This window comes from Acidimicrobiales bacterium, from assembly GCA_033344915.1.
Lineage (GTDB): Bacteria > Actinomycetota > Acidimicrobiia > Acidimicrobiales > Aldehydirespiratoraceae > JAJRXC01.
On record JAWPML010000001.1, the window covers coordinates 775,468 to 798,091 of the forward strand.

Genomic DNA, 22,624 nt, shown 5'->3' on the forward strand with positions numbered 1-22,624 from the left:
CCCGGTGGCTACCGTCGCGGGGACGTGATCCGGGAGGTCGGTGTGTCAGCGGAGCAGACGGTGTCGGTCGCGACCGACCGGGACATCCGCGACTTCGGCCCGACGCATCGCGTGGTCACGATCGGGCGCGGCGAGCCCAACGACGTGCAGGTGGACCACGATCTCGTGTCCCGGTTCCATTGCGAACTCCGCTTCACGCCCGAGGAGGGGTGGCGGCTGGTCGACGTGGGCAGCCGGAACGGCACCCTCGCGGCGGGTCGCCCACTCGACAGCGTGCTGATCCGGGACCGGACCGTGGTCGCCCTCGGTGGGGGTGACGGGCCGAAGATCACGATCGATCTCACGGACGCGGCGCCGGAACGCGTTGACGAGGTCGGCGCGAAGTTGGGGACCCATCTCGTCGCCGACGAGGAGGTCGTGACCATCGGCCGCGACCCCGCGAACCGGATCGTGGTCGACGACCTCATGGTGTCGCGGCGCCATGCGGAGTTGCGGACCGGCTCCGACGGCAGTCGCGTGCTCGTCGACCTCGCGAGCCACAACGGCACCTATGTCAACGGGGCGCGGATCACCCGGGCGGCCGTGCGGGACCACGACTTGCTGACCGTCGGGAGCCATCTCTTCCGGGTGACGACGAGCGGTCTCGAGGAGTACGTCGACGACGGCGCGGTCGTGTTCCACGCATCCGACATCGTCGTGCGGCGGGGGCGGAAGACGATCGTGGACCGTGTGTCGATCTCACTGGACGAACGGTCGTTCATGGCGATCGTCGGTCCGTCCGGCGCCGGCAAGTCGACCTTCGCCACGGCGCTCGCCGGGCTGCGTCGTCCGGCCGGCGGCACCGTGCTCTACGGCGGTCTGGACCTCCACGACAACTATGACGCGCTGAAGCACCGGATCGGCTTCGTTCCCCAGGACGACATCCTCCATCCCGAGCTGACCGTGGAGCGGGCGCTGTCCTACGCCGCCCGGCTGCGGTTCCCCCCGGACGTGCGGCGCCGGGAGCGGCGCCAGCGCGTCGAGGAGGTGATGGCCGAACTCGATCTCGGGGCCCGCCGCAACCTGCGCGTGTCGCAGCTCTCGGGCGGTCAGCGCAAGCGGGTGAGTGTGGCGCTCGAGCTGCTCACCAAACCGTCCCTGCTCATCCTCGACGAGCCGACGTCCGGGCTCGATCCCGGCACCGAGCGCCAGGTCATGCGCCTGTTGCGCGAGCTCGCCGACAGTGGCCACACGATCATGGTCGTCACCCACCATCTCGAGTCGTTGACCGAGTGCGACCGGGTGCTCTACCTGGCGCCGGGTGGGCGCCAGGCGTACTTCGGTCCGCCCCAGCTCGCCCTGGCCTACTTCGGCGAGCCGGATCAGCCCGAGGTGTTCCAGCTCCTCAGCAGCGACGACGAGGCGGACTGGCCGACCCGCTACGCGTCGCATCCCGACGGCCGCCGGTTCCTCGACCAGGTCGACGCGGTCGAGCAGATGGCCGGCGTCGGCACCATCCGCGCGCCGCGGGGCCGGCTGCGCCAGCTGGCGGTCCTCACCTCCCGCAACGCCCGGGTGCTGTTCGCCGACTGGCGAACCGCGTTGCTCGTCCTGCTCCAGGGACCCCTGCTGGGGCTCCTCCTGTACCTGGCGATGGAGGCCGATCAGCTCGACGCCGCCGCGCCCCTGCGCCTGTCCTCGGCGATGGTCACCGTGCTGCTCCTCGTCGTCGGGGCCACGTGGATCGGACTGTCGAACTCGATACGGGAGATCGTCAAGGAGCGGGCGGTCTACAGCCGCGAGGTGGCGGTCGGCCTGTCGCCCACCGCGTACCTGGCGTCGAAGGTCGTGCTCCTCGCGGTGATCACCGCGGTGCAGACCGCGGCCATGGCGACGATCGCGATCCAGGGCCAGGGCGGACCGGCCGAAGGCCAGGTGCTCGCGAACGGACGGCTCGAACTCGTCCTGGTCGCGATCGCCGCCGGGGTGGCGTCGCTCTCGTTCGGCCTGCTCTGCAGCGCCCTGGTGCGGTCGAGTGACCAGGCGGTGCTGCTGCTACCGGCCCTGCTGGTCCCCCTGCTCGTCCTCGCCATACCCGACGTCAACGACGAGCCCGGCTTGTCGCAGGCGCGGGTCGTGGCGCCGTCGAACTGGGCGTTCCAGTCCGCGGCCGTGACCGTCGACCTGAACCGGCTCCAGATCCTCAACGAGATCGCCCGCGACTTCGACGATCCCGTGGTGCGCCGGGCCGGCGAGGACATCCTCGCCGGCGACATCGATCGGCTGTCGCGGCGCGTCGACACGTACCTCGAGTCGAACGGCGACGACCGCTTCCGGTCGACGGACGCGAACTTCTGGACCGGCATCGCCGGGTTGGGTGCGATCACCGTGGTCGCGCTCCTGGGCGCGCGGGCTGCGCTCAGCCCCCGGCGCCACCGCAGCTGAGCGGCGTGTGGCGGCGGTGGGTGGCCTACGGTGGGAGCGATGCAGGATCCCGTCGTCGAGATCACCCGGAACGGGCGACGGCCGCTGCGGCTGGTCGTCACCGAGGAACTGACGATCGGTCGCGACTGCGACGGCCTGCTCCTCGACGACCCGGGGATCAGTCGTGTCCACCTCCGGCTCGAACCGTGCCCCGACGGGGTGCGCGTCACCGACCTCGACTCGACGAACGGGACGTTCCACGGCGAGGCCCGTATCGCCGAACCGGTCGTGCTCGGCGAGGGCGACGAGGTGCACTTCGGTGACTGTCGGGCCGCGGTGGTGACCGTTCCGTCACCGGCTCCGGGCCCACCGCTCGTGGGCGGCCGCACCCAAACGGCCGTCGCCCACCTGTTCCGCCCCCGCGCCGAGAGCACCATCGACGTGGTTGCGTCATCGGTGCTGGCCGATCCGATGGAGGCCCGACGCGAGCATCGCCAAGGCACGATCACGATCGTGTTCTCCGACATCGAGGACTCCACCGCTCAGCTGACCGCGCTCGGCGACGAGCGGTGGTACGCCGACCTCCGGGCCCACAACGCGATCGTGGAGGGCGCCGTGGCCCGCCACCGGGGCAGCGTCGTCAAGCACCAGGGGGACGGGTTCATGCTGACGTTCCCGTCGGCGTGGATGGCGGTCCAGGCGGCGTTCGAGGTGAACGAGCGCCTGGAGGGCGTACGGGCCGCCGGCGAGCAGCCGTTGCGGGTACGGATGGGCATGCACACCGGTGAGGTCATCGTCGACGACTCGGGGGATCTCTTCGGCCGACACGTCAACATCGCCGCCCGTATCGCCAACGAGGCGTCCGCCGCCGAGGTGTTGGTCTCCACCGTGACCCGGGCCGTCCTCGAGGGCCGCGACGACGTCGCGTTCGGGCCGGGTCGCAGCACGGACCTGAAGGGGCTCGACGGCTCGTTCGAGGTCTGGCCCGTGGTGGGCGTCTGACGACAGGGTTTCGCCTGTGGGGACAGGCCATCCCCGGCGCTGTCACACCCCCTTCGTAGCATTCGGTTCATGGAACCTCTGCTCGTGATCTCGCTGATCGCCGCGCTCTTCGTCGCCGCCGGCCTCGGTGTCGCCGTCGGCCTTCGGCTCGTCCGCACCCGCCAGAACGCCCACGACGAGGTCGTCGCCCAGCTCGCCGCCGAGCTCGACGCCCGCCAGGCCGCCCAGGTCGAGGGCGTCGTGCAGAAGGTCGTCGCGGTGGCGGGGGAGAGCTTCGACAGTCGGCTCCAGACCGGCACCGCCGAGCTCGATGTCCGTCGGGAGGCGATCGACCTGCGCATGGCCGGCGCCCAGCAGCGGCTGGACGAGCAGCTCGGCACGGTGGTTGCGTCCCTCCAGGCGAAGATCGCCGAGGTCGACAAGCTCGTGTCCGAGAAGGTCGGCGGCCTGTCCGACACGGTCGACGCCCGGGTGGGGGGCATGTCGAAGAACCTGGGCCAGCAGGTCACCTCGATGTCCACCGAGCTCACCCAGGTGCGCCAGCTCGTCGCCCAGCTCCAGAAGGAGCGGGCCCAGCAACACGGTCAGTTCGTCGAGAGCCTCGAGGCGGCCACCCGCCAGCAGAAGGTGCTGGCCGAGACCACCCAGCACCTCCGCGAGGCGTTGGCCAGTCCGCAGGCCCGCGGCCAGTGGGGCGAGCGGATGGCCGAGGACGTGCTGCGCTCCGCCGGCATGCGCGAGGGCGTGAACTATCGCAAGCAGAAGATGATCGAGGGCGGCACCAAGCCCGACTTCACCTTCCTGTTGCCCGACGACCGCCAGCTCCACATGGACGTGAAGTTCCCGGTCACCAACTACCTCCGTCATCTCGAGGCACCGAGCGACGCCGAGGCGTCGGCCCTGCGGGACCGTTTCCTGCGTGACGTGCGCGACCGGGTCAAGGAGCTGAGCGGTCGCGGTTACGCGGAGGCCGACACCACGGTCGGCTACCTGCTCCTGTTCATCCCCAACGAGAGCGTCTACGGCTTCATCCACGAGAACGACGTCACGCTGCTCGACGACGCGCTGGCCCAGAAGGTCGTCCTGTGCTCGCCGACCACCCTGTTCGCCGTCCTCGGCGTGATTCGCCAGGCGATGGACACCTTCGCCGTCGAGCGGGCCACCGAGGAGATCCTCGAGTGCCTCGCCGGCTTCGGTCAGCAGTGGGAGAAGTTCTCCGGCCACATCGACAAGGTCGATCGCCACATGGAGACCCTCACCCGGAGCTTCGGCGAGCTGTCCACCACCCGGCGTCGCGCCCTCGAGCGCCAGCTGGACCGCATCGAGGACGTGCGGTCGCGCGCCGGCGTCGCCGACGACGCCCCGGTGCTCGGCCCCACCACGGCGCCGATGCTGCGCGACGTCACCGCCAGCTGAGCCTGCGGCGGGAAATGGCCCTCGGCCGGCCCGAGCGCGCCGGTAGCCTCGGGGGTCATGTCCACCCCTGTCCTCGTCGCCGTCGCGTGGCCCTACGCGTCCGGCTCGCGTCATCTCGGGCACCTGGCCGGCGCCTACCTGCCCGCTGACGTGTTCGCCCGTCATCAGCGCCGTGTCGGGAACGAGGTGCTGATGGTGTCGGGCAGCGACGTGCACGGCACCCCGATCACGGTGCGCGCCGATGCCGAGGGGGTCACGCCGCACGACATCGTCGATCGCTACCACAACGAGTTCGTCGAGCAATGGAACCAGATCGGCGTGTCGTGGGACAACTACACGACCACCGGCACGCCGCACCACGCCCGGGTCACGCAGGAGATGTTCCTGCAGCAACTCGAGAACGGCCACATCGACAAGCGCACCTCCGAGCAGTTCTTCGATCCCGAAGCCGAGCGGTTCCTGCCGGATCGCTATGTCGAGGGCGTCTGTCCGCACTGCGAGTACCCCGAGGCGCGCGGCGATCAGTGCGACAACTGTGGCCGCACCCTCGACGCCACCGAGCTCGGGTCACCCCGGTCCAAGATCAGTGGTGCCACCCCGGTGCTGCGTGAGACCGAGCACTTCTACTACCGCTACTCGGACTTCACCGAGCGCGTCGCGTCCTGGCTGCGGGGCAAGCAGGGGTGGCGCCCCCACGTCCTCAACTTCGCCCTCGCCTGGGCCGAGGAGGACGGACTCTTCGATCGCGCCATCACCCGCGATCTCGACTGGGGTGTCGAGCTGCCGGTCGACGACCTCGGGCCGGGCAAGCGCATCTATGTCTGGTACGACGCGGTCATCGGCTACCTGTCGGCGTCGCAGGAGTGGGCCGCGCAACGGGGGGACGACGACCGCTGGCGGCACTGGTGGGAGAACGACGACGCCCGCCACGTGTACTTCATCGGGAAGGACAACATCCCGTTCCACTGTCTGTTCTGGCCGGCTCAGCTGATGGGCGCCGGTGACCTGCACCTGCCCGACGACGTGCCGGCGAACCAGTACGTCACCTTCAAGGGGGGCAAGGCGTCCGCCAGTCGGGGCGTCGGCCTGACGATCGCGGAGGGACTCGACCTCTTCCAGCCGGACGGGCTGCGCTACGCCCTCGCCGCGAACTTCCCGGAGCAGGCCGACACCGACATCTCGGTGGAGGAGATCGCCCGTCGGATCAATGAGGAGCTCGTCGCGACGTGGGGGAACCTGGTCAACCGGGTGCTGTCGATGGTGCACAAGAACCACGGCGAACAGCCGGCGAGCGACGGCCGCACCGACGAGGACGAGGCGGTGCTGGCCGCGGTCGACGCCAGCCTCGCCACGGCGGGCGAGCAGATCGAGCGGGTCGAGCTGCGCAGTGCGTTGCGCACCGCGATGGACGGCGCCCAGGCGATCAACGCCTATCTGAACGCGACCGAGCCCTGGAAGCTCGCGAAGTCGGATCCCGAGCGCAGCGCGGTCGTGCTCGCCACCGCCCTCGACGGCATCAACGGCGTGCGGATCGCACTCAGCCCGTTCCTGCCCTTCAGCAGCGCCATCCTCGACGATGCCCTCGGCCCGGTCGACGGCTGGACGCGGGTGCCGGTGGCGCCGGGCACGCCGATCGCCAAGCCGGTGCCGCTGTTCGTCAAGGTCGATGTCGACGAACTGCTCGCCGACCCCGACAACGCCGACGGCTGAGCGATGCCCTGGATCGACCAGCACTGCCACCTCCCGCCCGGTGAGGTCGGGGCCGGCCAGGTCGCCGATGCCCGGGCGGCGGGGGTCACCCGCATGGTGACGGTCGGCTGCACGCTCGAGCAGAGCCGCCAGATGGTCGAGATCGCCCGCGAGCACGACGGCGTGTTCGCCACCGCCGGCATCCACCCGCACAACGCGAAGGACGGGCTGGACGGCATCGAGGACCTGCTCGACGATCCCGTCGTGGTCGCGGTGGGGGAGGCGGGGCTCGACTACCACTACGACCACTCGCCCCGTGACGTGCAGGCGGAGGTCTTCCGCCGTCAGATCGCCATCGCCAACCAGCGCGACATTCCGCTCGTGATCCACACCCGCACGGCGTGGGACGACACGTTCGCGATCCTCGATGACGAAGGCACGCCGCGCCGCACGGTGTTCCACTGTTTCACCGGGGGTGGGCCCGAGGCACAGGAGTGTCTCGATCGCGGCGCGTTGCTGTCCTTCTCGGGAATCATCACCTTCCCGAGCGGCCAGGACCTCCGCGACGCCGCCGCGATCTGTCCCCTCGACCGGCTCCTCGTCGAGACCGACAGCCCCTATCTGGCGCCGGTTCCGCACCGCGGCAAGCCGAACCGGCCGGCGCTGGTGCCCCTGGTCGGCGCGGCCGTGGCGGCCGCGAAGGACGTGCCGGTTGCCGACGTCGAGGCCGCGACCTGGGCGACGGCCGCGGCGTTCTACGCCCTCGACGACACCTGAGCCGATCCCGAGCGGGCGGCGAAAGGTTGCAATTGTGTTACGACACTCCTACCGTCGCGCGTCGTAGTCAGTCCGCTGTCGCACCCGCGACACTCGGCCAGAGGGAAGGACGGAGCTCTGGACCGCACCCGCCGGACGCTACGTCGGTCTGTGCTGTGTGCCCTGGCCGTCGTGGCGTCGATCGCCACCGTGACATCGCCGGTGAGCGCCGCGACGCCCCTCGCCGAGGTGAACGTCGCCGCGTTCTCGTCGCGCGCCGAGGCGTGGACGGCGGCGCGCGAGGAGCACCGCGACGAGTCGCAGGAACGGGCGGTGGCGCTCGCCGAAGAGGTCCGACAGGCCGAGATCGACCGGATCGCGGCGGAGGAGGCCGCCCGGCAGGCGGAACTGGACCGTCAGCGAGCCGCGGAGGAAGCCGCCCGCACGACGACCACGACCCAGCCGCCGACGACCACCCAGGCGCCGACCACCACGGCGGCGCCGTCCACCACGGCGCCCGCCGACGACGGAGCCGACGGCACGACCACGACGACCACCGCTGCGCCCGGGCCCGGGTCACCGACGGCGGCCCAGTGGGAGGTGCTGCGGCAGTGCGAATCGAGTGGCAACTACTCGATCGTGAGCGCCAACGGGCGCTATCGCGGCGCCTACCAGTTCTCCCAGGCCACCTGGGACTGGGTCGCCGCTATGGACCGACCGGATCTCGTCGGTGTCGATCCGGCCTCGGCGACGCCCGCCGACCAGGACGCGCTGGCGCTCTCGCTCTGGACCCGCCAGGGATGGCGCCCGTGGCCCATCTGCGGCCAGCAGGCAGCCGCGGCCTGACCCGGTGACCCATTCGCCCCAGGCGATCCGCGCGCTGCTGGACGAACACGGCCTCGAACCCCGCCGGGCGCTCGGCCAGAACTTCGTCGTCGACCCGAACACCGTGCGACGCATCGCCCGTCTCGCCGCGATCGCGGAGGGCGACGCCGTCGTGGAGATCGGACCGGGGCTCGGATCGCTGACGCTCGCCCTCGTCGAGACGGGCGCCGAGGTGACGGCGGTGGAGAAGGACCGGGACCTCGTCCCGGTCCTGCGCTCGGTCGTCGAACCGCTCGGCGTGCGGGTCGTCGAGGCGGATGCGCTGACGATGGACTGGGATGCCGTGCTCGCCGGCCACGACACCTGGACGCTCGTCGCCAACCTTCCCTACAACGTCGCCACCACCCTCGTCCTGGACCTGCTCGCCGACGTGCCCGCGATCACGGCGATGCTCGTGATGGTGCAGCGAGAAGCGGGGGAGCGGCTCGCCGCCGGTGCGGGGGACAAGGCCGTCGGGATTCCGTCGATGATCGTCGGCTATCACGGCACCGCGGAGGTCGTCGGCCGTGTGCCGGCGACCGTGTTCCACCCCCAGCCAAAGGTCGAGTCCGTGCTCGTGCGCATCGAGCGCCACGCCGAGCCACCCGTCGATGTGCCGTTGGCCGCCATCGACCCGTTGTTGCGGGCCGCCTACGGCCAACGGCGCAAGATGCTGCGCCGCTCGCTCAGCGGGCTGCTCGACGAAGCGGCGATCGCCGCGGCCGGTGTCGATCCGACGGCGCGCCCCGAGACCCTCGACCTCGCCGCCTGGTCCCGCCTCGCCTCCCAGCACCGCAGGTGAAGCAGGGAAGCAGGGGTCAGACCCCCGCTTCACCCCTGCTGGTCGGTCCAGAGGTCGGCCATTGCTGCCAGGAGATCGGGGACCGAGGTCTTCTCGCCCGCCCCGAACTCCCGATAGCAGGTGTCCACGAGGGTCACGATCCGCTCCGGCTCGCCCCAGTCGCTCCAGCGGTCGAACGACAGGTCCCGTGCCGCCTCCGCGATCGGCATGCCCCGGTCGAAGCGGTCACGGCACTCGGCCCGGCAGTACTCGAGATAGCTGCGGATCTCCGCCAGGCCGGCGAGGTCGGTGATCGGCCCGTGCCCGGGCACGATCGTCTCCGGCTGCCACGCCTCGATCACGTCGAGGGCGCGCAGCAGATCGGGGATGGTGCCGGCCCACAGGATCGGGTGGCCCTCCACGAACAGGATGTCGCCGGTGTAGACGGTCGATCGGCCGGGCACGTGGACGAGCACGTCGCCTTCGGTGTGAGCCGGTCCGACGTCGACGAGTTCGACGAGCGTGTCGCCGACCGTGCGTTCCATCCGGCCGTCGAAGGTGGTGGACGGCCCGACCCGGGTGATCCCTGCGAACTGGAAGGGCCCGAAGCAGTGGAGGAAGAACTCGCCGAGCGTGCCCATGTCGGGCGCGGACTCCAGCATCGCGGCCATGACCTCCGGCCGCTCGTGCTGCATCTCCTCGGCGGCCGCGTTCGACGCGATGATCTCGCAGTCCAGGAGCTCGTTGCCGTTGCAGTGGTCGCCGTTCGAGTGGGTGTTGACCAGCCCGGTGATGGTCGCGTCGGGCACCGCGTCGGCGATCGCGTCGAGCATGGTCTGCGTCATCGGGAGGTCGAAGAGGGTGTCGACGAGGAGGGACTCCTCGCCGTCGACGATCAGACCGGCGTTGCTCCAGCCCCAGCCACCGTCGGGTTGGATCCACGCCCAGTTGCCATCGCCGAGATCGTGGAGGCCGCAGGTGAACGGGTGGGTTCCGAGCGTCATGGCCGGAGAGTACTGTCCGCTCGTGCCCACCGTCCTCGCCCCGGCCAAGCTCACCGTCTCCCTGCGGGTGACCGGCGTGCGAAACGACGGGTATCACCTGATCGACGCCGAGATGGTCAGCCTCGAGCTCCACGACGCATTGGAGATCGACGAGGGCGGCTCGGGTCTGGAGATCGTCGGCCCGGCGGGTCACCAGCATCTCGGCCCCGACGACGACAATCTGGTGACCCGGGCACTCGCCCTGTGCGGTCGCCGGGCTCATGTCCGGCTCCACAAGGCGATTCCCGCCGGCGCCGGTCTCGGTGGTGGGTCCTCGGATGCCGCGGCCGTGTTGCGCTGGGCCGGATTCGACGACGCCGTGGCCGCCGCGACCATCGGGGCCGACGTCGCCTTCTGCCTGCGGGGCGGACGGGCCCGGGTGCGCGGCGTCGGCGAGATCGTCGAGCCGCTGCCGTTCGTCGCCCGCACCTACACACTGCTCACGCCGCCGATCATGTGCTCCACCCCGGCGGTCTACGCCGCGTGGGACCGGCTCGGTGGTCCGCAGGGCGAGCACGGCAACGATCTCGAACCGGCGGCGCTCGATGTCGCCCCTGACCTGGTGCGGTGGCGCGACGAACTGGCCGACGTGTCGGGGCAACGACCACGACTCGCGGGCAGCGGGAGTACATGGTTCGTCGAAGGTGCTTATCCGGGGGACGGGCGGGTGGTCGTAGCAACGGTGCCCGCCGAGACCATGCCCGCCGAGACCATGCCCGCCGAGTAGCGGCGCGGCGTCAGGGCCGCGCCGAGCTACTTACGACGCTGGTGGCGCGTCCTTCGGAGCATCTTCTTGTGCTTCTTCTTCCGCATACGCTTGCGGCGCTTCTTGACGAGTGAACCCACGGGAGCCGACGCTACCGGGCTCGACCCCGTGGACCACCCTCCGGACGGGATTCGCGGGAGATCGTGGGGAATTCCCGGACCGGGTGTAATCGGCGTCGCCGGTCGGCGTTGGAAGGGGTGCCGGCTCTCGTCGGCCCGATCCCCCAAGGAGACCCCCATGCGAGCATCCATCCCGCAACGGTTGTGGGCCACGGTCATCGCCGTGATCGCCCTCGCCGCCGTCCTCGCCGTGCCCGCTGCGGCCGCGACCCTCGACGGTGGCGCCATCACCAGCCCGGAGCGCCATCGCCGCCTCCACACGGCTCTGGCGCCCGACGCGATGCGCCTTCCCCCTGTCGACGCCGCCATCGCGCTCGACTGCGTCCCCCGCGTCGCCGGCGACGAGGTCACCGACCGTGTCGACGGCGCCGTGCACTGCGAATGGCGTTCCGAGGTGGACGTGCGTTCCTGGCAGCTCTGGAACGTCGAGCTCCGTCCGACCCACGGACACCGCAACCTCGTCGCCGAGTTGGGGGCCGATCGCCAGTCGTACACCGACGTGGACGTCGAGGTCCCCGGCGCCTACCTGTATGCCGTCCTGGGTCTGGACGGCGACGGCGAGGTCATCGCCCGCAGCCGGATCGTCCCGGTCAAACTCCAGCACCACGACATCGCAGTGGAGCCGATGCGGCTCACCTGCGAACCGCATCGCACCGACACCGCCACCGATGTGGTCGCCGATCGGCCGCCGTCGTTCGCGGTCGGCTGCAACTGGAGTGAGATCACCAACGACGCAGCTGTCGGCTACGTCGTGTTCAAGGCCGTGGACGGTGGCGAACGCTCGGTGTTCGCCCGGGTCGGGCTCGACGTCACCAGCATTCGCGACGACGACGTGGTGGCCGGCCACCGGTACACCTACGTGGTGACCGCCGTGGACGGTGAGGGCCACGTGGTGGGTCGGAGCCGAGCCGAGACCGTCGGCGTGCCGATCCCGGAGCGGGACCGCCCCGAACGCGAGCCCGTGCGCCCCGACGCCGTGCGGGACGAACCGGTCCGGGACCGACCGGCCGATGTCGTCACCGATGTCGTCACCGATGTCGCCACCGACCGGGTGAGCGACCGGGCCGTGCGGGACTGATCGAGCGTCCCGACGTCACGGACGGTGTCCCATGCCGGGTCCCCAGAGCCTTCGCTGCCACCGGCGGGGCCTCGGCATGGGTCACCCTGGAGGGTGGTGGATTCCGATGACGATCGCGACCGGCGCGACGAGCAGCTCCTCGTGGAGCGGGCCCGTTCCGATGCCGATGCCTTCGCCGAGCTCTACCGTCGTCACGTCGATGCGATCCACCGCTTCATCTACCGCCGCTGTGGCGATCGCGAACTCGCCGAGGACCTCACGGCGGCCACGTTCGAGCGGGCCCTCGAGCGTCTCGACCGGTTTCGCTGGCATCCGAGCGGGATCGCACCCTGGCTCTTCCGCATCGCCGGGAACCTGCTCACCGACCACCACCGCCGTCAGGGTCGACGACGGGGCGACCGGGCCCGACGGGCGGCGGATCGACTCCACGACCATGTCGCGGTCGACGACGTCGACCGCATCGACGATGCCGACCAGCTGGCCGAACTCCGAGCGGCCCTGGACCGTCTCAACCCGCGCTACGAACGGGCGCTCACGCTCCGCCATCTGTCCGGTCTCTCCCACGAGGAGGCGGCGCGGGCCATGGGGGTCGCGCCGTCGCTCATGGCCGTCCTGGTGCATCGGGCAACCGCCGCGCTGCGCCGGGAACTCGGGGGAGGCGGCGAGCGATGAGTGAACATGACGACCAGCGCCGTCATCCGCTGGACGCACTGGCCGAGAGTCGTGTGCCCGAGCTGGATCCGACGAGTCGGGACCGCATCGAGGCCGGTCTTCGCGTGCAGCACGCCGGCCAGCGGACCGCGTCCGCCGCCCGGTCGCCGCGGCGCTGGCTCGTGGCGGTGCCGGCGCTCGCGATCGCCCTCGTGATCGCCACGGCCGTCCTGGTCGTGCGGGACACCGCACCGGTGGCCGCCCTGGAGGTCCGTGATGCGCAGGGCGTCGTCGTGACCCTGCCGGACGGGTCCGTCGTGCGTGATCCGGTCGACGGCTTCGAGCTCCGGGACGGCGCCGTGGTCGCCGTCGAGATCGGCGGATCGATCACGATCGACGACGTCACGCTCACCGGCGGCACGACAGTGACGGTGCGCGACGGTCGCCTCGTCACCGATGTCGTCGCCACGACCACCACCGACGCCGTCGATGATCGGCCCGGCGACGCGCCGCCCGGCGACGATCCACCGACGGACACCCGCGCCACCACAACGACCAGCACCACCACCGAACCGGTCGATCGACCCGCCGATCGCCCGACCACCACGACCACCAGTGCGCCGCCGGACCGGCCCGGTGACGAGCCCCGACCGGAGCCGCCCCGCGACGGTGGCGACGATCCGCCGCCGGTCGATGCCGGCGACGGCACGGATGACGGCGAGGCGAAGGACGGCGTCGATGTCGCCGTCGCGTTGCGCGTCCGGGCCGGCGATGGCGCGATCCGTGTCGCGTGGAACGCCGAGGGCATCGGCGACGAGCCCTGGCGCGTCGTGGTCGTGCGGACGACGGACGGCTCCGTGCCGGCCGCGTCGGGCGACGGTGTCGTCGTCGGGTCGGGCCGCCATGGCGAGCTCCTCGAGCAGCGCGCCGACTTCCCGGAGGATCTCGGCGAGATCGTGTATCGGGTGCTCGTGCTGGACGAGGCCGACGGTGTCGTCGCCCGCAGCGCACCGCAGACCCTGCGCCCGCCGGATTCCTGAATCGGACCCGGCCGGAGGCGCGGTACGGTGACCCCGTCACCTCGTGACGGTGGCCCGTAGTTCAGTTGGTAGAACGCCGGCCTTTGGAGCCGGATGTCGCAGGTTCGATCCCTGCCGGGCCAGCGGCAGTGTTCCCGTGCGCGCGGGACCGACCGCGTGGCACGATCGCGGGATGCCGCGCGGCCGCCGCCGATGCCGGTTTCTCTGCGTGACGGTGATCGCCCTGCTGTTCGCCGCCTCGTGTGGAGGGGCCGACGACACCGGATCGTCGGACCGCGACCCGCCGGCCGACGCGTCGACGTCGTCTTCGACGTCGACGTCCACGACCGCCGCGGCGACCACCACGGTGGCCCCGCCGTCGACGGGCGAACCCGGACCCGAGGGGGATACCGGGGGTCCGCTCTTCGCCGAGCTGCCGGATCTGCCGGCCGTGGAGCTCGCCTCGGCTGTCGACCACGCCGACCTCGTCGGATCGCTGGTGACCGAGGGTGACCTGCCGCCCTCGCTCGGGCGGGCGCCCGTTTGGCGGGAGTCGGGAGTCTGGGTGGAGCCCGAGCTGGCCGAGCGCAGTGAGGAACAGCTCGTCAACCCGTGTGGCGAGGCGATCGTGTCGAACCCGACCGTCCCGGCTGCGCTCCGGGTGGCCATGACGCCAGAGGACGACGCCACCGAGGTGTTCACGAGTGTGGCGTTCGACGCGGATCTGGACCTGACCGCGGCGCTCGACGCGGCCATGGAGGCATGCGACGGCGATTGGCAGGACGATGCGGTGTTCGGCTTCCTTCCCGGGATCGCGAGCCTCCGCGCCTCCGGCGATGCCGAGCAACTCGTCGACGGCGACCTCGGGGACGGCGATGTCGTCGACGCGACGCTCTGGCACTTCGAGATCCGTCCCGACCCGGGCCGGGATCACATCACGGCCGACGCGTATCTCGGCGCGGCGGACGCCGCCGAACGCAGCCAGCTCGTCATGATCGTCCTGCGCCGGGGAACGCTCTTCGCTCGCGAGGCGGGCGGTGTCCGCCCGATACCGGACGTGATGACCGATGTCGTGGCGGAGACGAGCCGTCGACTCGCGTCACCCGGTGCGCCCCTCTTCGCCCACGGAGTCGACGTCGTCCCGATCGGCGAGCTGACCGACCCGGCGGGCGCCGTGATGGGGGAGCGACCGTTCGTTCCGCAGGACCCGACTCGCTTCCGGGCCTATGCGTTCGTCGAAGGCCCCCGGCCTGACGGGGGTCCCGGTCCGGAGCGATCGGCGATCGAGGCCGAGCTGACGCGCATGGCGAACTCGATCGCGGACGGCGACGCGATCCTGGCCGCTTACGAGGAGCTCCGGGACGCCGAGGTGCTGCCCCACCCCACTCTCGAGGCCGCCACCGCGCTGCTCGTCGGCACGAGGGCCGAGTCCCTCGTCGACTTCGTGCTCACGGGCGGGCAGGAGCACCATGTGGGCCTGGAGGGGCAGAGTGCCAACGTCGCGAACCCGACGGCGATCGCGTTCGGCAACGAGGTGCGCTGGTCCGAGGATCTCCTCGCCGATCACTTCGCCTTCGTCGCCCCGATCGTGGCTCACGAAGTCCTCCACTCCGGCGCAGCCGTTGTCACGGAGGACGAGGAGGTGTTCAACAACGTCTTCGACGCCTTCCTCTTCGCGGAGCTCTTCGTGCGTCATCCCGAGCTCGCCGACCTCGAGACGGCCTATGCCCCGCGGGCGCGCGCGGTCGCGTTGTGGATCGCCAACACCGTCGGCGAGGGCGGCTCGGGCGTGCGAGCCGAGTCGGGGCGCCCGATCCTCGGCGGCTGGAGCGCGCCGAGCATCGAGGCAGCCGTACGCGATGCGTACAACGACACGACACCGCGAGGACGCGACTCCGATCTCTTCGCCTCGGTCATGGCGTCACTCGGCACCGACATCGGCGACGTTCAGATCGGCACGCCAGAGGCGGTGGACCTGCTCGCCGAGGCGCTCGGCGCCGTCGAGGTCGACTTCGTCGTCCGCCTGGCCGATGCCGTCGGCCTCGGCGTGCCCGCCGGGTGATGGTTGCGCGACCCATTGTCGCACGATCGTGTTCGTGCGCGTCCGCAAGCCGCGCTAGAAACGAGCCGTGCAGCCGGTAGCTCCGTCCGTGGTCATTGTCGGGACCGGCTCCGATGCGCACATGCGGTCGGCCACGCCGCGGGCGCTTCATCCGATCTGTGGTCGGGCGCTCGTGCGTCACGTGATGGATGCGGTCGACGCGCTCCGCCCGCGCCGTCAGTCCGTGGTGATCGGCCCGAGCGACGACGACGTCGACAAGGAGATCGACGGCGCGGTCGAGGTGGTCCGGGTCGGGAGCAACGTGCGCTACGACCCGTGTGCGGCCGCACTCACCGCGCTCGGCGGGTGGGCGGACGACGATCTCGATCTCGACGTCGACCCCGACGATGACGACGTCCTCGTCGTTGCTGCGTCGTTGCCCTTGCTGACGGGCGACACGCTGCGCACGCTGCACCGCCGTCATCGCCGCTCGGATGCGGCCGCAACGGCGCTGGTGAGCGACGGTGTCGATCGTGACCGTTCCGCCGTCTGGATCGTGCGCCGCTCGCTGCTCGCTCCCGCGCTGCGCCGCACCGAACGACCGGCGATCTCGGCCCTCGGCGTGGTGTTGGAAGAGACCGGCCACGACGTCGCGACGATGAGCGTGGGCGACGACGAACTGATCGACGTCCGCGATCGGGCCGACCTCGCCGCCGCAGAGGCCGTCATGCGCCGTCGGGTCAACCAGGCGTGGATGGGCAAGGGCGTCACGATGCGCGACCCCGAGCACACCTACATCGACGCCTCCGTCGTGATCGAGCCCGACGTGAGCCTCGCCGCAGGAGTCACCCTGGCCGGCGCGACCAGCATCGGCGCGGGCACCGAGGTCGGCTCCGGGTGTCATCTCGTGGACACGACCGTCGGCGATCGGTGTGTGCTCGAGCACACGTCGGCGAAGCTCGCATCCATCGGCGATCACGCCCGCGTCGGGCCCTACGCGGTGCTCGATCCGGGATCGGAGATCGCGGCCGCGACTGTCACAGGGCCGTTCTACACTGCGGGTCCGGACGCTCGCTGACCCGGCTCGCCTACACCTCAGGTCCTCATGCAACTGCTGAACCACAAGAAGCTCCATGTCGTGGCCGGACGGGCCACCCAGGAGCTGGCCACCGACATCTGTCACGAGCTCGGCGTGCCGCTCGGGTCGCCCAACATCGCGGAGTTCGCCAACGGCGAGATCCACGTGAAGTACGGCGAGTCGATCCGCGGCTCCGACGTCTTCATCATCCAGACCCACACCGCGTGGGACGACGGCTCCATCAACGATGCGATCATGGAGCACGTGATCATGGTCGACGCGGCCAAGCGGGCCTCGGCCAAACGCATCACCGTGGTCGCGCCGTTCTACGGCTACAGCCGTCAGGACCGCAAGGCCTCGGGTCGTGAGCCCATCACCGCCCGCCTGCTCGCCGACCTCTTCACCGCGGCCGGCGCCGATCGCCTGATGTCGGTCGATCTCCACTCCGGTCAGATCCAGGGCTTCTTCGACGGGCCGGTCGATCATCTGGTGGCCATGCCCGTCCTCGTCGACTATCTGGCCGACATGGGCGACGACGAGCTCGTGATCGTCTCCCCGGATGCCGGGCGCATGAAGGTCGCCGAGCGCTACACCAACCTGCTCAACGCCGACCTGGCCTATGTGCACAAGCGCCGGTCCACCGAGGAGCTCAACGCGGTCGAGGCCAAGGAGATCATCGGCCACGTGGAAGGCCGCACCTGTGTGCTGATCGACGACATGATCGACACCGGCGGCACGATCTGCGCCGCCGCCGACCTGCTGGCCGAGAACGGTGCGGGCAAGGTCATCGTGGCGACCACCCACGGCGTCTTCTCCGGCCCGGCGATCGACCGGCTGAAGAACGCGGCGATCGAGCGGGTGCTGGTCACCGACACCATCCCGCAGGGGCCGGAGCGCCGGTTCGACAAGATGGAGGTCCTGAGCGTGGCGCCGATCATCGCCCGGGCGATCTCGGCCGTCTTCGAGGACACCTCCGTCAGCGAGATCTTCGGCGGCAACCACCTCGCCTGAGGCCCGTGGCGATGCCCGCGGTCCCCGCTAGCCTGATCCGTCGGTCCGCTGCGGACCCACTTTCGATCGCGTGCTTTGCCCAGGAGCCGAAGAACCATGTCAGACCAGCTGCTTTTGAGCGCCGAAACCGGCCGTGACGAGGGCACGCGCTCGTCGCGTCGCCTCCGTCGAGAGGGCCGTGTGCCGGCCGTCGTCTACGGGCTCGACGCCGACCCCGTGAACGTGTCGGTCGCCTGGCCCGACCTGCGTGCCGCGCTCACCACCGATGCGGGTGTCAACGCCATCATCACCCTGAACATCGACGGTCAGGAACAGCTCTCCGTCGTGAAGGATCTCCAGCGTCACCCCGTGCGCCGTGACGTCATCCACGTCGACTTCCTGCGGGTCACCGCCGACCAGCAGATCGAGGCCGACGTGCCGGTCGTGCTCATCGGCGAGGCCCTCGAGGTGTCCCGGGCCAACGGCATGGTCGACCAGACCTTGTACACGCTGCGGGTCTCCGCCAAGCCGGCCGAGATCCCCGACGAGATCGAGGTCGACATCTCGGCGATGGAGCTCGGCGATTCGATCCACGTGAGCGACCTGCCCCTGCCGGCCGGCGTCACCACGCTGGTCGACCCGGAGGACTCCGTCGCCCACTCGATGGTCACCCGCTCGACGCGTGAGGCCATGGCCGAGGAAGAGGCCGCGGAAGCCGAGGCCGAGGCTGCCGAAGGCGAAGAGTCCGGCGACGGCGACGACGCGGGCGACGACGCCGGCGGCGACGACGGCGCCGAGGACTGATCGACGGACGTCGGCCGCCCATGGTCGGTCGTCGCAGGAAAGAACATCGCGGGACCCCCGCGGACCTGCTCGTGGTCGGGCTCGGCAACCCGGGCGAGGACTACGCCCAGACGCGTCACAACGCGGGGGTGTGGGTCGTCGACGAGCTGGTGCGTCGTCACGGCGGCAAGCTCACGCGGGGCAAGCGCGACCATGCTGCGTCCGACCTGCTCCGCGTCGGTGAGCACCGGCTCGCGGTGGCCGTTCCCAGCACCTACATGAACGAGTCGGGCCGCGCCGTGGCTCCGCTCGTGCGCCGGTTCGGCATCGAGGATCTGCGCCGATTGGTGATCGTCCACGACGAGCTCGATCTGCCGGTCGGTCGACTCCGGGTGAAGTCCGGCGGTGGCCTCGCCGGCAACAACGGCCTCAAGAGCGTCCGCGCCCACCTGCGCGCCGACGAGTTCAGCCGGATCCGCATCGGGGTCGGCAAGCCCCCGCCCGGCACCATGAAGGGAGCCGACTATCTGCTGCGCCGGCCGGCCCGCAGCGAGCGCCCGGAGCTGGATCGCATGGTGGGCGTCGCGGCCGATGCGGTCGAGTACCTCCTCGGTTCCGACATCGAAGCGACGATGAACCGCTTCAACGGCGCCTAGAGCGGCCACACTCGTCGCCTGATGTCCCCGTCGCTCACCGATCTCCGCACGCTGCTGCCCCGCCTGGGTGAGGAGCCGGCGCTCGAACGCGTCGTCGGTCGGCGGGAGTCGTCGCTCGCGATTCCGGACGCGGCGCGGGCCTTCGCCCTCGCCGGACTGGCTCAGGCGTCCGAGCGGCGGCCGATGCTCGTCGCCACCGCCACGCAGAACGAGGCCGAACGGCTGGCCCACGACATGGCCGCGCTGCTCGGTGACGACGAGGTCGCGATGTTCCCGGCCTGGGAGACGCTGCCGTTCGAGCGGGTCAGTCCCGCCGTGGAGACCATGGGCACCCGACTCCAGACGTTGCATCGGATGCGGGGCGGGGCGAACGCCCCGGCGGTGGTCGTCGCCAGTGCCCGCGCCCTCGTGCAGCGCCTCGACCCGGGCGCGGCGATCGACCCGATCCGGATCGGCAGCGGCGACGTCGTCGATCCGGTCGAGTTGGTGGAGGAGCTCGTCGGGCTCGGCTACCGCCGCGAGCACCAGGTCGAGCACCGCGGCGAGGTCGCGGTACGGGGCTCGATCGTGGACGTCTTCCCGAGCACCGCCGACGCACCGGTGCGCGTCGACCTGTGGGGTGACGAGGTCGACCGGCTCACCGAGTTCTCCGTTGCCGATCAGCGGGCGACCCTCGCGGTCGCCGAGGTCGAGATCTTTCCGTGTCGGGAGCTGCGGCCCGGTGACGAGGCGCGGGCGCGCGCCGCCGCGCTGGTGGCCGAGGAACCCTGGGGCCGTGAGCAGTGGGACCGCATCACCGACGGTCAGCTCTTCGACGGTATGGAGTCCTGGTTGCCGTGGCTGGTGGACGAGGAGGTCGTCCTGCCGGATCTGTTGCCCGCGGACGCGCTCGTCGTGTTGGTGGAGCCGCGCCGGATCCGTGATCGCGCGGCCGACATCGCGTCGGAGGAGGCCGATCTCGCGAGTTCGCTCGCGAAGACATGGGATGTCGACGCGGACGACGTGCACCGCCTGCATCTGCCGTTCGACCGTCTCCTCGCGAAGTCGGACGCGCCGGCGTGGACCGTGCTGCCCGTATCCGACGGGCCGGACACGCCGGCGGTGGCCGCGTCCGGCTGGGAGCCGGTGGTCGGCGACATGACGTCGACCGTCTCGCAGGTCCAGGGGCTGCTCGCCACCGGCTACACCGTCGTCGTCGCCGCGGATGGCGCGGCGAGCGCCGAACGGCTGGGTGCCCTCCTCCTCGACCACGGCGTCGAGCTCGCGCCGGCGACGCCCTCGACCGATCTCGGGGCCGGCGGCGGACACATCACGACGGTGCCGCTCGAGCGCGGCGCGGTCATGCCGGACATCAAGCTCGCGGTGCTCGCCGAGACGGATCTCACGGGCCGCCGCCGCACCCATCGTCGGGCGAAGACGCGCCGGCGCGACGCCCAGAAGTTCTTCGAGGACCTCCGCGAAGGTTCGTTCGTCGTGCACCAGCAGCACGGCGTCGCCCGATTCGGCGGCATGGTCACCCGCACGATCAACGGCAGCGAGCGTGACTACCTCCTGCTCGAGTACCGGGGCACGGATCGCCTCTACCTGCCGTCGGACCAGATCGAGTCCATCCGCCCCTACACGGGAGGGGAGACACCGACCCTGTCGAAGATGGGCGGCGCCGACTGGCACAGCGCGAAGGCGAAGGTGCGCTCGGCGGTGCAGGAGATCGCCCAGGAACTCGTGGTCCTGTACCAGACCCGGGTCACCTCGGAGGGCCACGCCTACGCGCCCGACACCCCGTGGCAGCGCGAGCTCGAGGACGGCTTCCCGTTCCAGGAGACACCCGATCAGCTGCACGCGATCGTCGACGTCAAGAACGACATGGAGCAGTCCGCACCCATGGACCGGCTCGTCGTCGGCGATGTGGGTTTCGGCAAGACCGAAGTGGCCCTGCGGGCCGCGTTCAAGGCGATCCAGGACGGCAAACAGGTGGCGGTGCTCGTGCCCACCACGCTGCTCGCCCAACAGCACCACGCCACGTTTCGGGAGCGCTACGCCCCCTACCCCGTGCGGGTGGAGGTGCTGAGCCGATTCCTGACGAATGCCCAGGCCAAGGCCGTCGTCGACGGGTTGAAGGACGGCGACGTCGACCTCGTCATCGGCACCCATCGCCTGCTGTCGCAGGACATCGCCTTCAAGGACCTCGGCCTGCTGATCGTGGACGAGGAGCAGCGCTTCGGTGTCTCCCACAAGGAACAGATCAAGCGGCTCCGCACCGACGTCGACGTGTTGACGCTCACGGCGACGCCGATCCCGCGCACGATGGAGATGTCGCTGACCGGCATCCGTGACATGTCCGTGCTCAACACGGCGCCCGCCGACCGGCAACCGATCCTGACCTACGTGGGGGAGTACGAGGAGCGGGCGGTCGCCGAGGCGATCCGGCGGGAGTTGCTGCGCGAGGGGCAGATGTTCTTCGTGCACAATCGCGTGCGCGACATCGAACACGTCGCCGAACGGCTGCGCGGTCTGGTCCCCGAGGCGCGGGTGGCCGTCGCCCACGGCCAGATGGACGAGGGCACGCTCGAACGCGTGGTCGTCGACTTCTGGGAAGGGGAGTTCGACGTGCTGGTGTGCACGACGATCATCGAATCCGGCATCGACATGCCGTCGGTGAACACGCTCGTCGTGGACCGGGCCGATCTGCTCGGGCTCGGGCAGCTCCACCAGTTGCGGGGCCGGGTCGGCCGCGCCGGTCAGCGCGCCTACGCCTATCTCTTCCACCCGGAGGACGTCGTCCTCAGCGAGGAGGCCTACGAGCGGCTCAAGACGATCGGTGAGGCGACCGAGCTCGGCTCGGGCTTCCGGATCGCGATGCGCGATCTGGAGATCCGTGGCGCCGGCAACTTGCTCGGCACCGGCCAGTCCGGCCACATCGCCGCGGTCGGCTACGACCTCTACTGCCAGATGGTCACCGAAGCCGTGGCCGAGCTGAAGGGCGAACGGCCCGAGGAACCGGTCGAGATCTCGATCGAGGTGCCCGGTGACTCCCATCTTCCTGACGACTACGTGACCAGAGAAGCCACGCGGTTGGAGGCGTACCGGCGGCTGGCGAACGTGGACACGGTGCAGGCGCTGGAGGACGTCCGGGCCGAGTGGCTCGACCGTTTCGGGCCGATCCCGGAGCCGGCCGAGGCGCTGTTGCAGGTCGCCCGACTGCGGGTCGAGTGCGTGCGGGCCGGGGTGCGGGAGGTCACGGTGACCAAGGGGCCGGGGTTCGGTGGACCCGACTGGGTCGCCCGGGTGTCGCCGGTCGTGCTGCCGGACAGCCGCCAGGTGCGGCTCGATCGCCTCTACTCGGGGAAGGGCACGGGCAACGCCGCGGTCTACAAGGAGGCCATCGGCGAACTGCAGCTGCCGTTGCGCAAGAAGGGCGGGCCGGTCGTCGAACAGCTGGTCGACATCTTCGCCGATCTCCTGCCGGAGGCCTGACCCGAGATTCGGGGT

Annotated in this window: 19 protein-coding genes and 1 tRNA gene; 18 read left to right on the plus strand and 2 right to left on the minus strand. The window is 70.7% G+C overall.

Annotation, left to right across the window (positions count from 1 at the left end; genetic code table 11):
- The first annotated feature begins 24 nt into the window (after positions 1–24).
- The 7 genes from R8F63_03735 to rsmA all read left to right on the plus strand — a co-directional run bounded on the left by R8F63_03735 (position 25) and on the right by rsmA (position 8,932).
- Positions 25–2,424 (plus strand): ATP-binding cassette domain-containing protein, encoded by a 2,400-nt coding sequence (locus R8F63_03735; protein MDW3217703.1) that lies wholly within the window; start codon positions 25–27, stop codon positions 2,422–2,424.
- A gap of 39 nt (positions 2,425–2,463) precedes the next feature.
- On the plus strand, positions 2,464–3,405 hold the full coding sequence (locus R8F63_03740) for an adenylate/guanylate cyclase domain-containing protein (GenBank protein ID MDW3217704.1): 942 nt from the start codon (positions 2,464–2,466) through the stop codon (positions 3,403–3,405).
- Positions 3,406–3,474: 69 nt separating this feature from the next.
- Positions 3,475–4,821: a DNA recombination protein RmuC gene (locus tag R8F63_03745; protein ID MDW3217705.1), complete on the plus strand. Its 1,347-nt coding sequence runs from the start codon at positions 3,475–3,477 to the stop codon at positions 4,819–4,821.
- Positions 4,822–4,878: 57 nt separating this feature from the next.
- Complete coding sequence (metG, locus tag R8F63_03750) at positions 4,879–6,531, plus strand: methionine--tRNA ligase (GenBank protein MDW3217706.1); 1,653 nt, start codon at positions 4,879–4,881, stop codon at positions 6,529–6,531.
- A 3-nt stretch (positions 6,532–6,534) separates the two neighbouring features.
- Complete coding sequence (locus R8F63_03755; GenBank protein ID MDW3217707.1) at positions 6,535–7,287, plus strand: TatD family hydrolase; 753 nt, start codon at positions 6,535–6,537, stop codon at positions 7,285–7,287.
- A 150-nt stretch (positions 7,288–7,437) separates the two neighbouring features.
- The gene (locus R8F63_03760) at positions 7,438–8,112 is read left to right on the plus strand and encodes a transglycosylase family protein (GenBank protein ID MDW3217708.1); all 675 of its coding nucleotides are present in this window, start codon (positions 7,438–7,440) and stop codon (positions 8,110–8,112) included.
- A gap of 4 nt (positions 8,113–8,116) precedes the next feature.
- On the plus strand, positions 8,117–8,932 hold the full coding sequence (gene rsmA / locus R8F63_03765; GenBank protein MDW3217709.1) for a 16S rRNA (adenine(1518)-N(6)/adenine(1519)-N(6))-dimethyltransferase RsmA: 816 nt from the start codon (positions 8,117–8,119) through the stop codon (positions 8,930–8,932).
- Positions 8,933–8,961: 29 nt separating this feature from the next.
- Here the strand turns inward: rsmA and R8F63_03770 are convergent, their stop codons facing one another.
- Positions 8,962–9,915: an MBL fold metallo-hydrolase gene (locus tag R8F63_03770; protein ID MDW3217710.1), complete on the minus strand. Its 954-nt coding sequence runs from the start codon at positions 9,913–9,915 to the stop codon at positions 8,962–8,964.
- 22 nt (positions 9,916–9,937) lie between these two features.
- Between R8F63_03770 and R8F63_03775 the strand changes: the two genes are divergently transcribed.
- Positions 9,938–10,681: a 4-(cytidine 5'-diphospho)-2-C-methyl-D-erythritol kinase gene (locus R8F63_03775; GenBank protein ID MDW3217711.1), complete on the plus strand. Its 744-nt coding sequence runs from the start codon at positions 9,938–9,940 to the stop codon at positions 10,679–10,681.
- Positions 10,682–10,707: 26 nt separating this feature from the next.
- On the opposite strand, the gene R8F63_03780 is transcribed toward R8F63_03775, so the two are convergent.
- On the minus strand, positions 10,708–10,800 hold the full coding sequence (locus R8F63_03780; GenBank protein MDW3217712.1) for an AURKAIP1/COX24 domain-containing protein: 93 nt from the start codon (positions 10,798–10,800) through the stop codon (positions 10,708–10,710).
- Between the two features lie 157 nt (positions 10,801–10,957).
- Between R8F63_03780 and R8F63_03785 the strand changes: the two genes are divergently transcribed.
- The 10 genes from R8F63_03785 (at position 10,958) to mfd (ending at position 22,609) form a co-directional block, all read left to right on the plus strand.
- Positions 10,958–11,917 (plus strand): hypothetical protein, encoded by a 960-nt coding sequence (locus tag R8F63_03785; GenBank protein ID MDW3217713.1) that lies wholly within the window; start codon positions 10,958–10,960, stop codon positions 11,915–11,917.
- Positions 11,918–12,013: 96 nt separating this feature from the next.
- Positions 12,014–12,589 (plus strand): sigma-70 family RNA polymerase sigma factor, encoded by a 576-nt coding sequence (locus tag R8F63_03790; GenBank protein MDW3217714.1) that lies wholly within the window; start codon positions 12,014–12,016, stop codon positions 12,587–12,589.
- On the plus strand, positions 12,586–13,608 hold the full coding sequence (locus R8F63_03795; GenBank protein MDW3217715.1) for a hypothetical protein: 1,023 nt from the start codon (positions 12,586–12,588) through the stop codon (positions 13,606–13,608). The genes R8F63_03790 and R8F63_03795 overlap by 4 nt, the downstream gene beginning before the upstream one ends.
- A gap of 50 nt (positions 13,609–13,658) precedes the next feature.
- Positions 13,659–13,731: transfer RNA gene (locus R8F63_03800), tRNA-Gln, on the plus strand.
- Positions 13,732–13,816: 85 nt separating this feature from the next.
- Positions 13,817–15,649, plus strand: coding sequence for a hypothetical protein (locus tag R8F63_03805; protein ID MDW3217716.1), 1,833 nt, complete (start codon positions 13,817–13,819; stop codon positions 15,647–15,649).
- Positions 15,650–15,770: 121 nt separating this feature from the next.
- Complete coding sequence (locus R8F63_03810; protein MDW3217717.1) at positions 15,771–16,706, plus strand: NTP transferase domain-containing protein; 936 nt, start codon at positions 15,771–15,773, stop codon at positions 16,704–16,706.
- Between the two features lie 27 nt (positions 16,707–16,733).
- Positions 16,734–17,717 carry a ribose-phosphate diphosphokinase gene (locus R8F63_03815; GenBank protein MDW3217718.1) on the plus strand — a complete coding sequence of 328 codons (984 nt, stop codon included), beginning with the start codon at positions 16,734–16,736 and terminating at the stop codon, positions 17,715–17,717.
- A gap of 96 nt (positions 17,718–17,813) precedes the next feature.
- Positions 17,814–18,500 carry a 50S ribosomal protein L25 gene (locus R8F63_03820; GenBank protein MDW3217719.1) on the plus strand — a complete coding sequence of 229 codons (687 nt, stop codon included), beginning with the start codon at positions 17,814–17,816 and terminating at the stop codon, positions 18,498–18,500.
- Between the two features lie 20 nt (positions 18,501–18,520).
- Positions 18,521–19,135, plus strand: a complete 615-nt coding sequence (gene pth / locus R8F63_03825; protein MDW3217720.1) for an aminoacyl-tRNA hydrolase — start codon at positions 18,521–18,523, stop codon at positions 19,133–19,135.
- Positions 19,136–19,156: 21 nt separating this feature from the next.
- Positions 19,157–22,609: a transcription-repair coupling factor gene (gene mfd, locus R8F63_03830; GenBank protein ID MDW3217721.1), complete on the plus strand. Its 3,453-nt coding sequence runs from the start codon at positions 19,157–19,159 to the stop codon at positions 22,607–22,609.
- Positions 22,610–22,624: the final 15 nt, after the last annotated feature.

Bases quoted from the DNA above. Each gene is read 5' to 3' on its own strand.
- R8F63_03740 (MDW3217704.1), top strand. From the start codon at position 2,464: ATGCAGGATCCCGTCGTCGAGATCACCCGGAACGGGCGACGGCCGCTG.
- R8F63_03745 (MDW3217705.1), top strand. From the start codon at position 3,475: ATGGAACCTCTGCTCGTGATCTCGCTGATCGCCGCGCTCTTCGTCGCC.
- metG (MDW3217706.1), top strand. From the start codon at position 4,879: ATGTCCACCCCTGTCCTCGTCGCCGTCGCGTGGCCCTACGCGTCCGGC.
- R8F63_03755 (MDW3217707.1), top strand. From the start codon at position 6,535: ATGCCCTGGATCGACCAGCACTGCCACCTCCCGCCCGGTGAGGTCGGG.
- R8F63_03770 (MDW3217710.1), bottom strand. From the start codon at position 9,915: ATGACGCTCGGAACCCACCCGTTCACCTGCGGCCTCCACGATCTCGGC.
- R8F63_03785 (MDW3217713.1), top strand. From the start codon at position 10,958: ATGCGAGCATCCATCCCGCAACGGTTGTGGGCCACGGTCATCGCCGTG.
- R8F63_03795 (MDW3217715.1), top strand. From the start codon at position 12,586: ATGAGTGAACATGACGACCAGCGCCGTCATCCGCTGGACGCACTGGCC.
- R8F63_03810 (MDW3217717.1), top strand. From the start codon at position 15,771: ATGCGGTCGGCCACGCCGCGGGCGCTTCATCCGATCTGTGGTCGGGCG.
- R8F63_03815 (MDW3217718.1), top strand. From the start codon at position 16,734: ATGCAACTGCTGAACCACAAGAAGCTCCATGTCGTGGCCGGACGGGCC.
- R8F63_03820 (MDW3217719.1), top strand. From the start codon at position 17,814: ATGTCAGACCAGCTGCTTTTGAGCGCCGAAACCGGCCGTGACGAGGGC.
- pth (MDW3217720.1), top strand. From the start codon at position 18,521: ATGGTCGGTCGTCGCAGGAAAGAACATCGCGGGACCCCCGCGGACCTG.
- mfd (MDW3217721.1), top strand. From the start codon at position 19,157: ATGTCCCCGTCGCTCACCGATCTCCGCACGCTGCTGCCCCGCCTGGGT.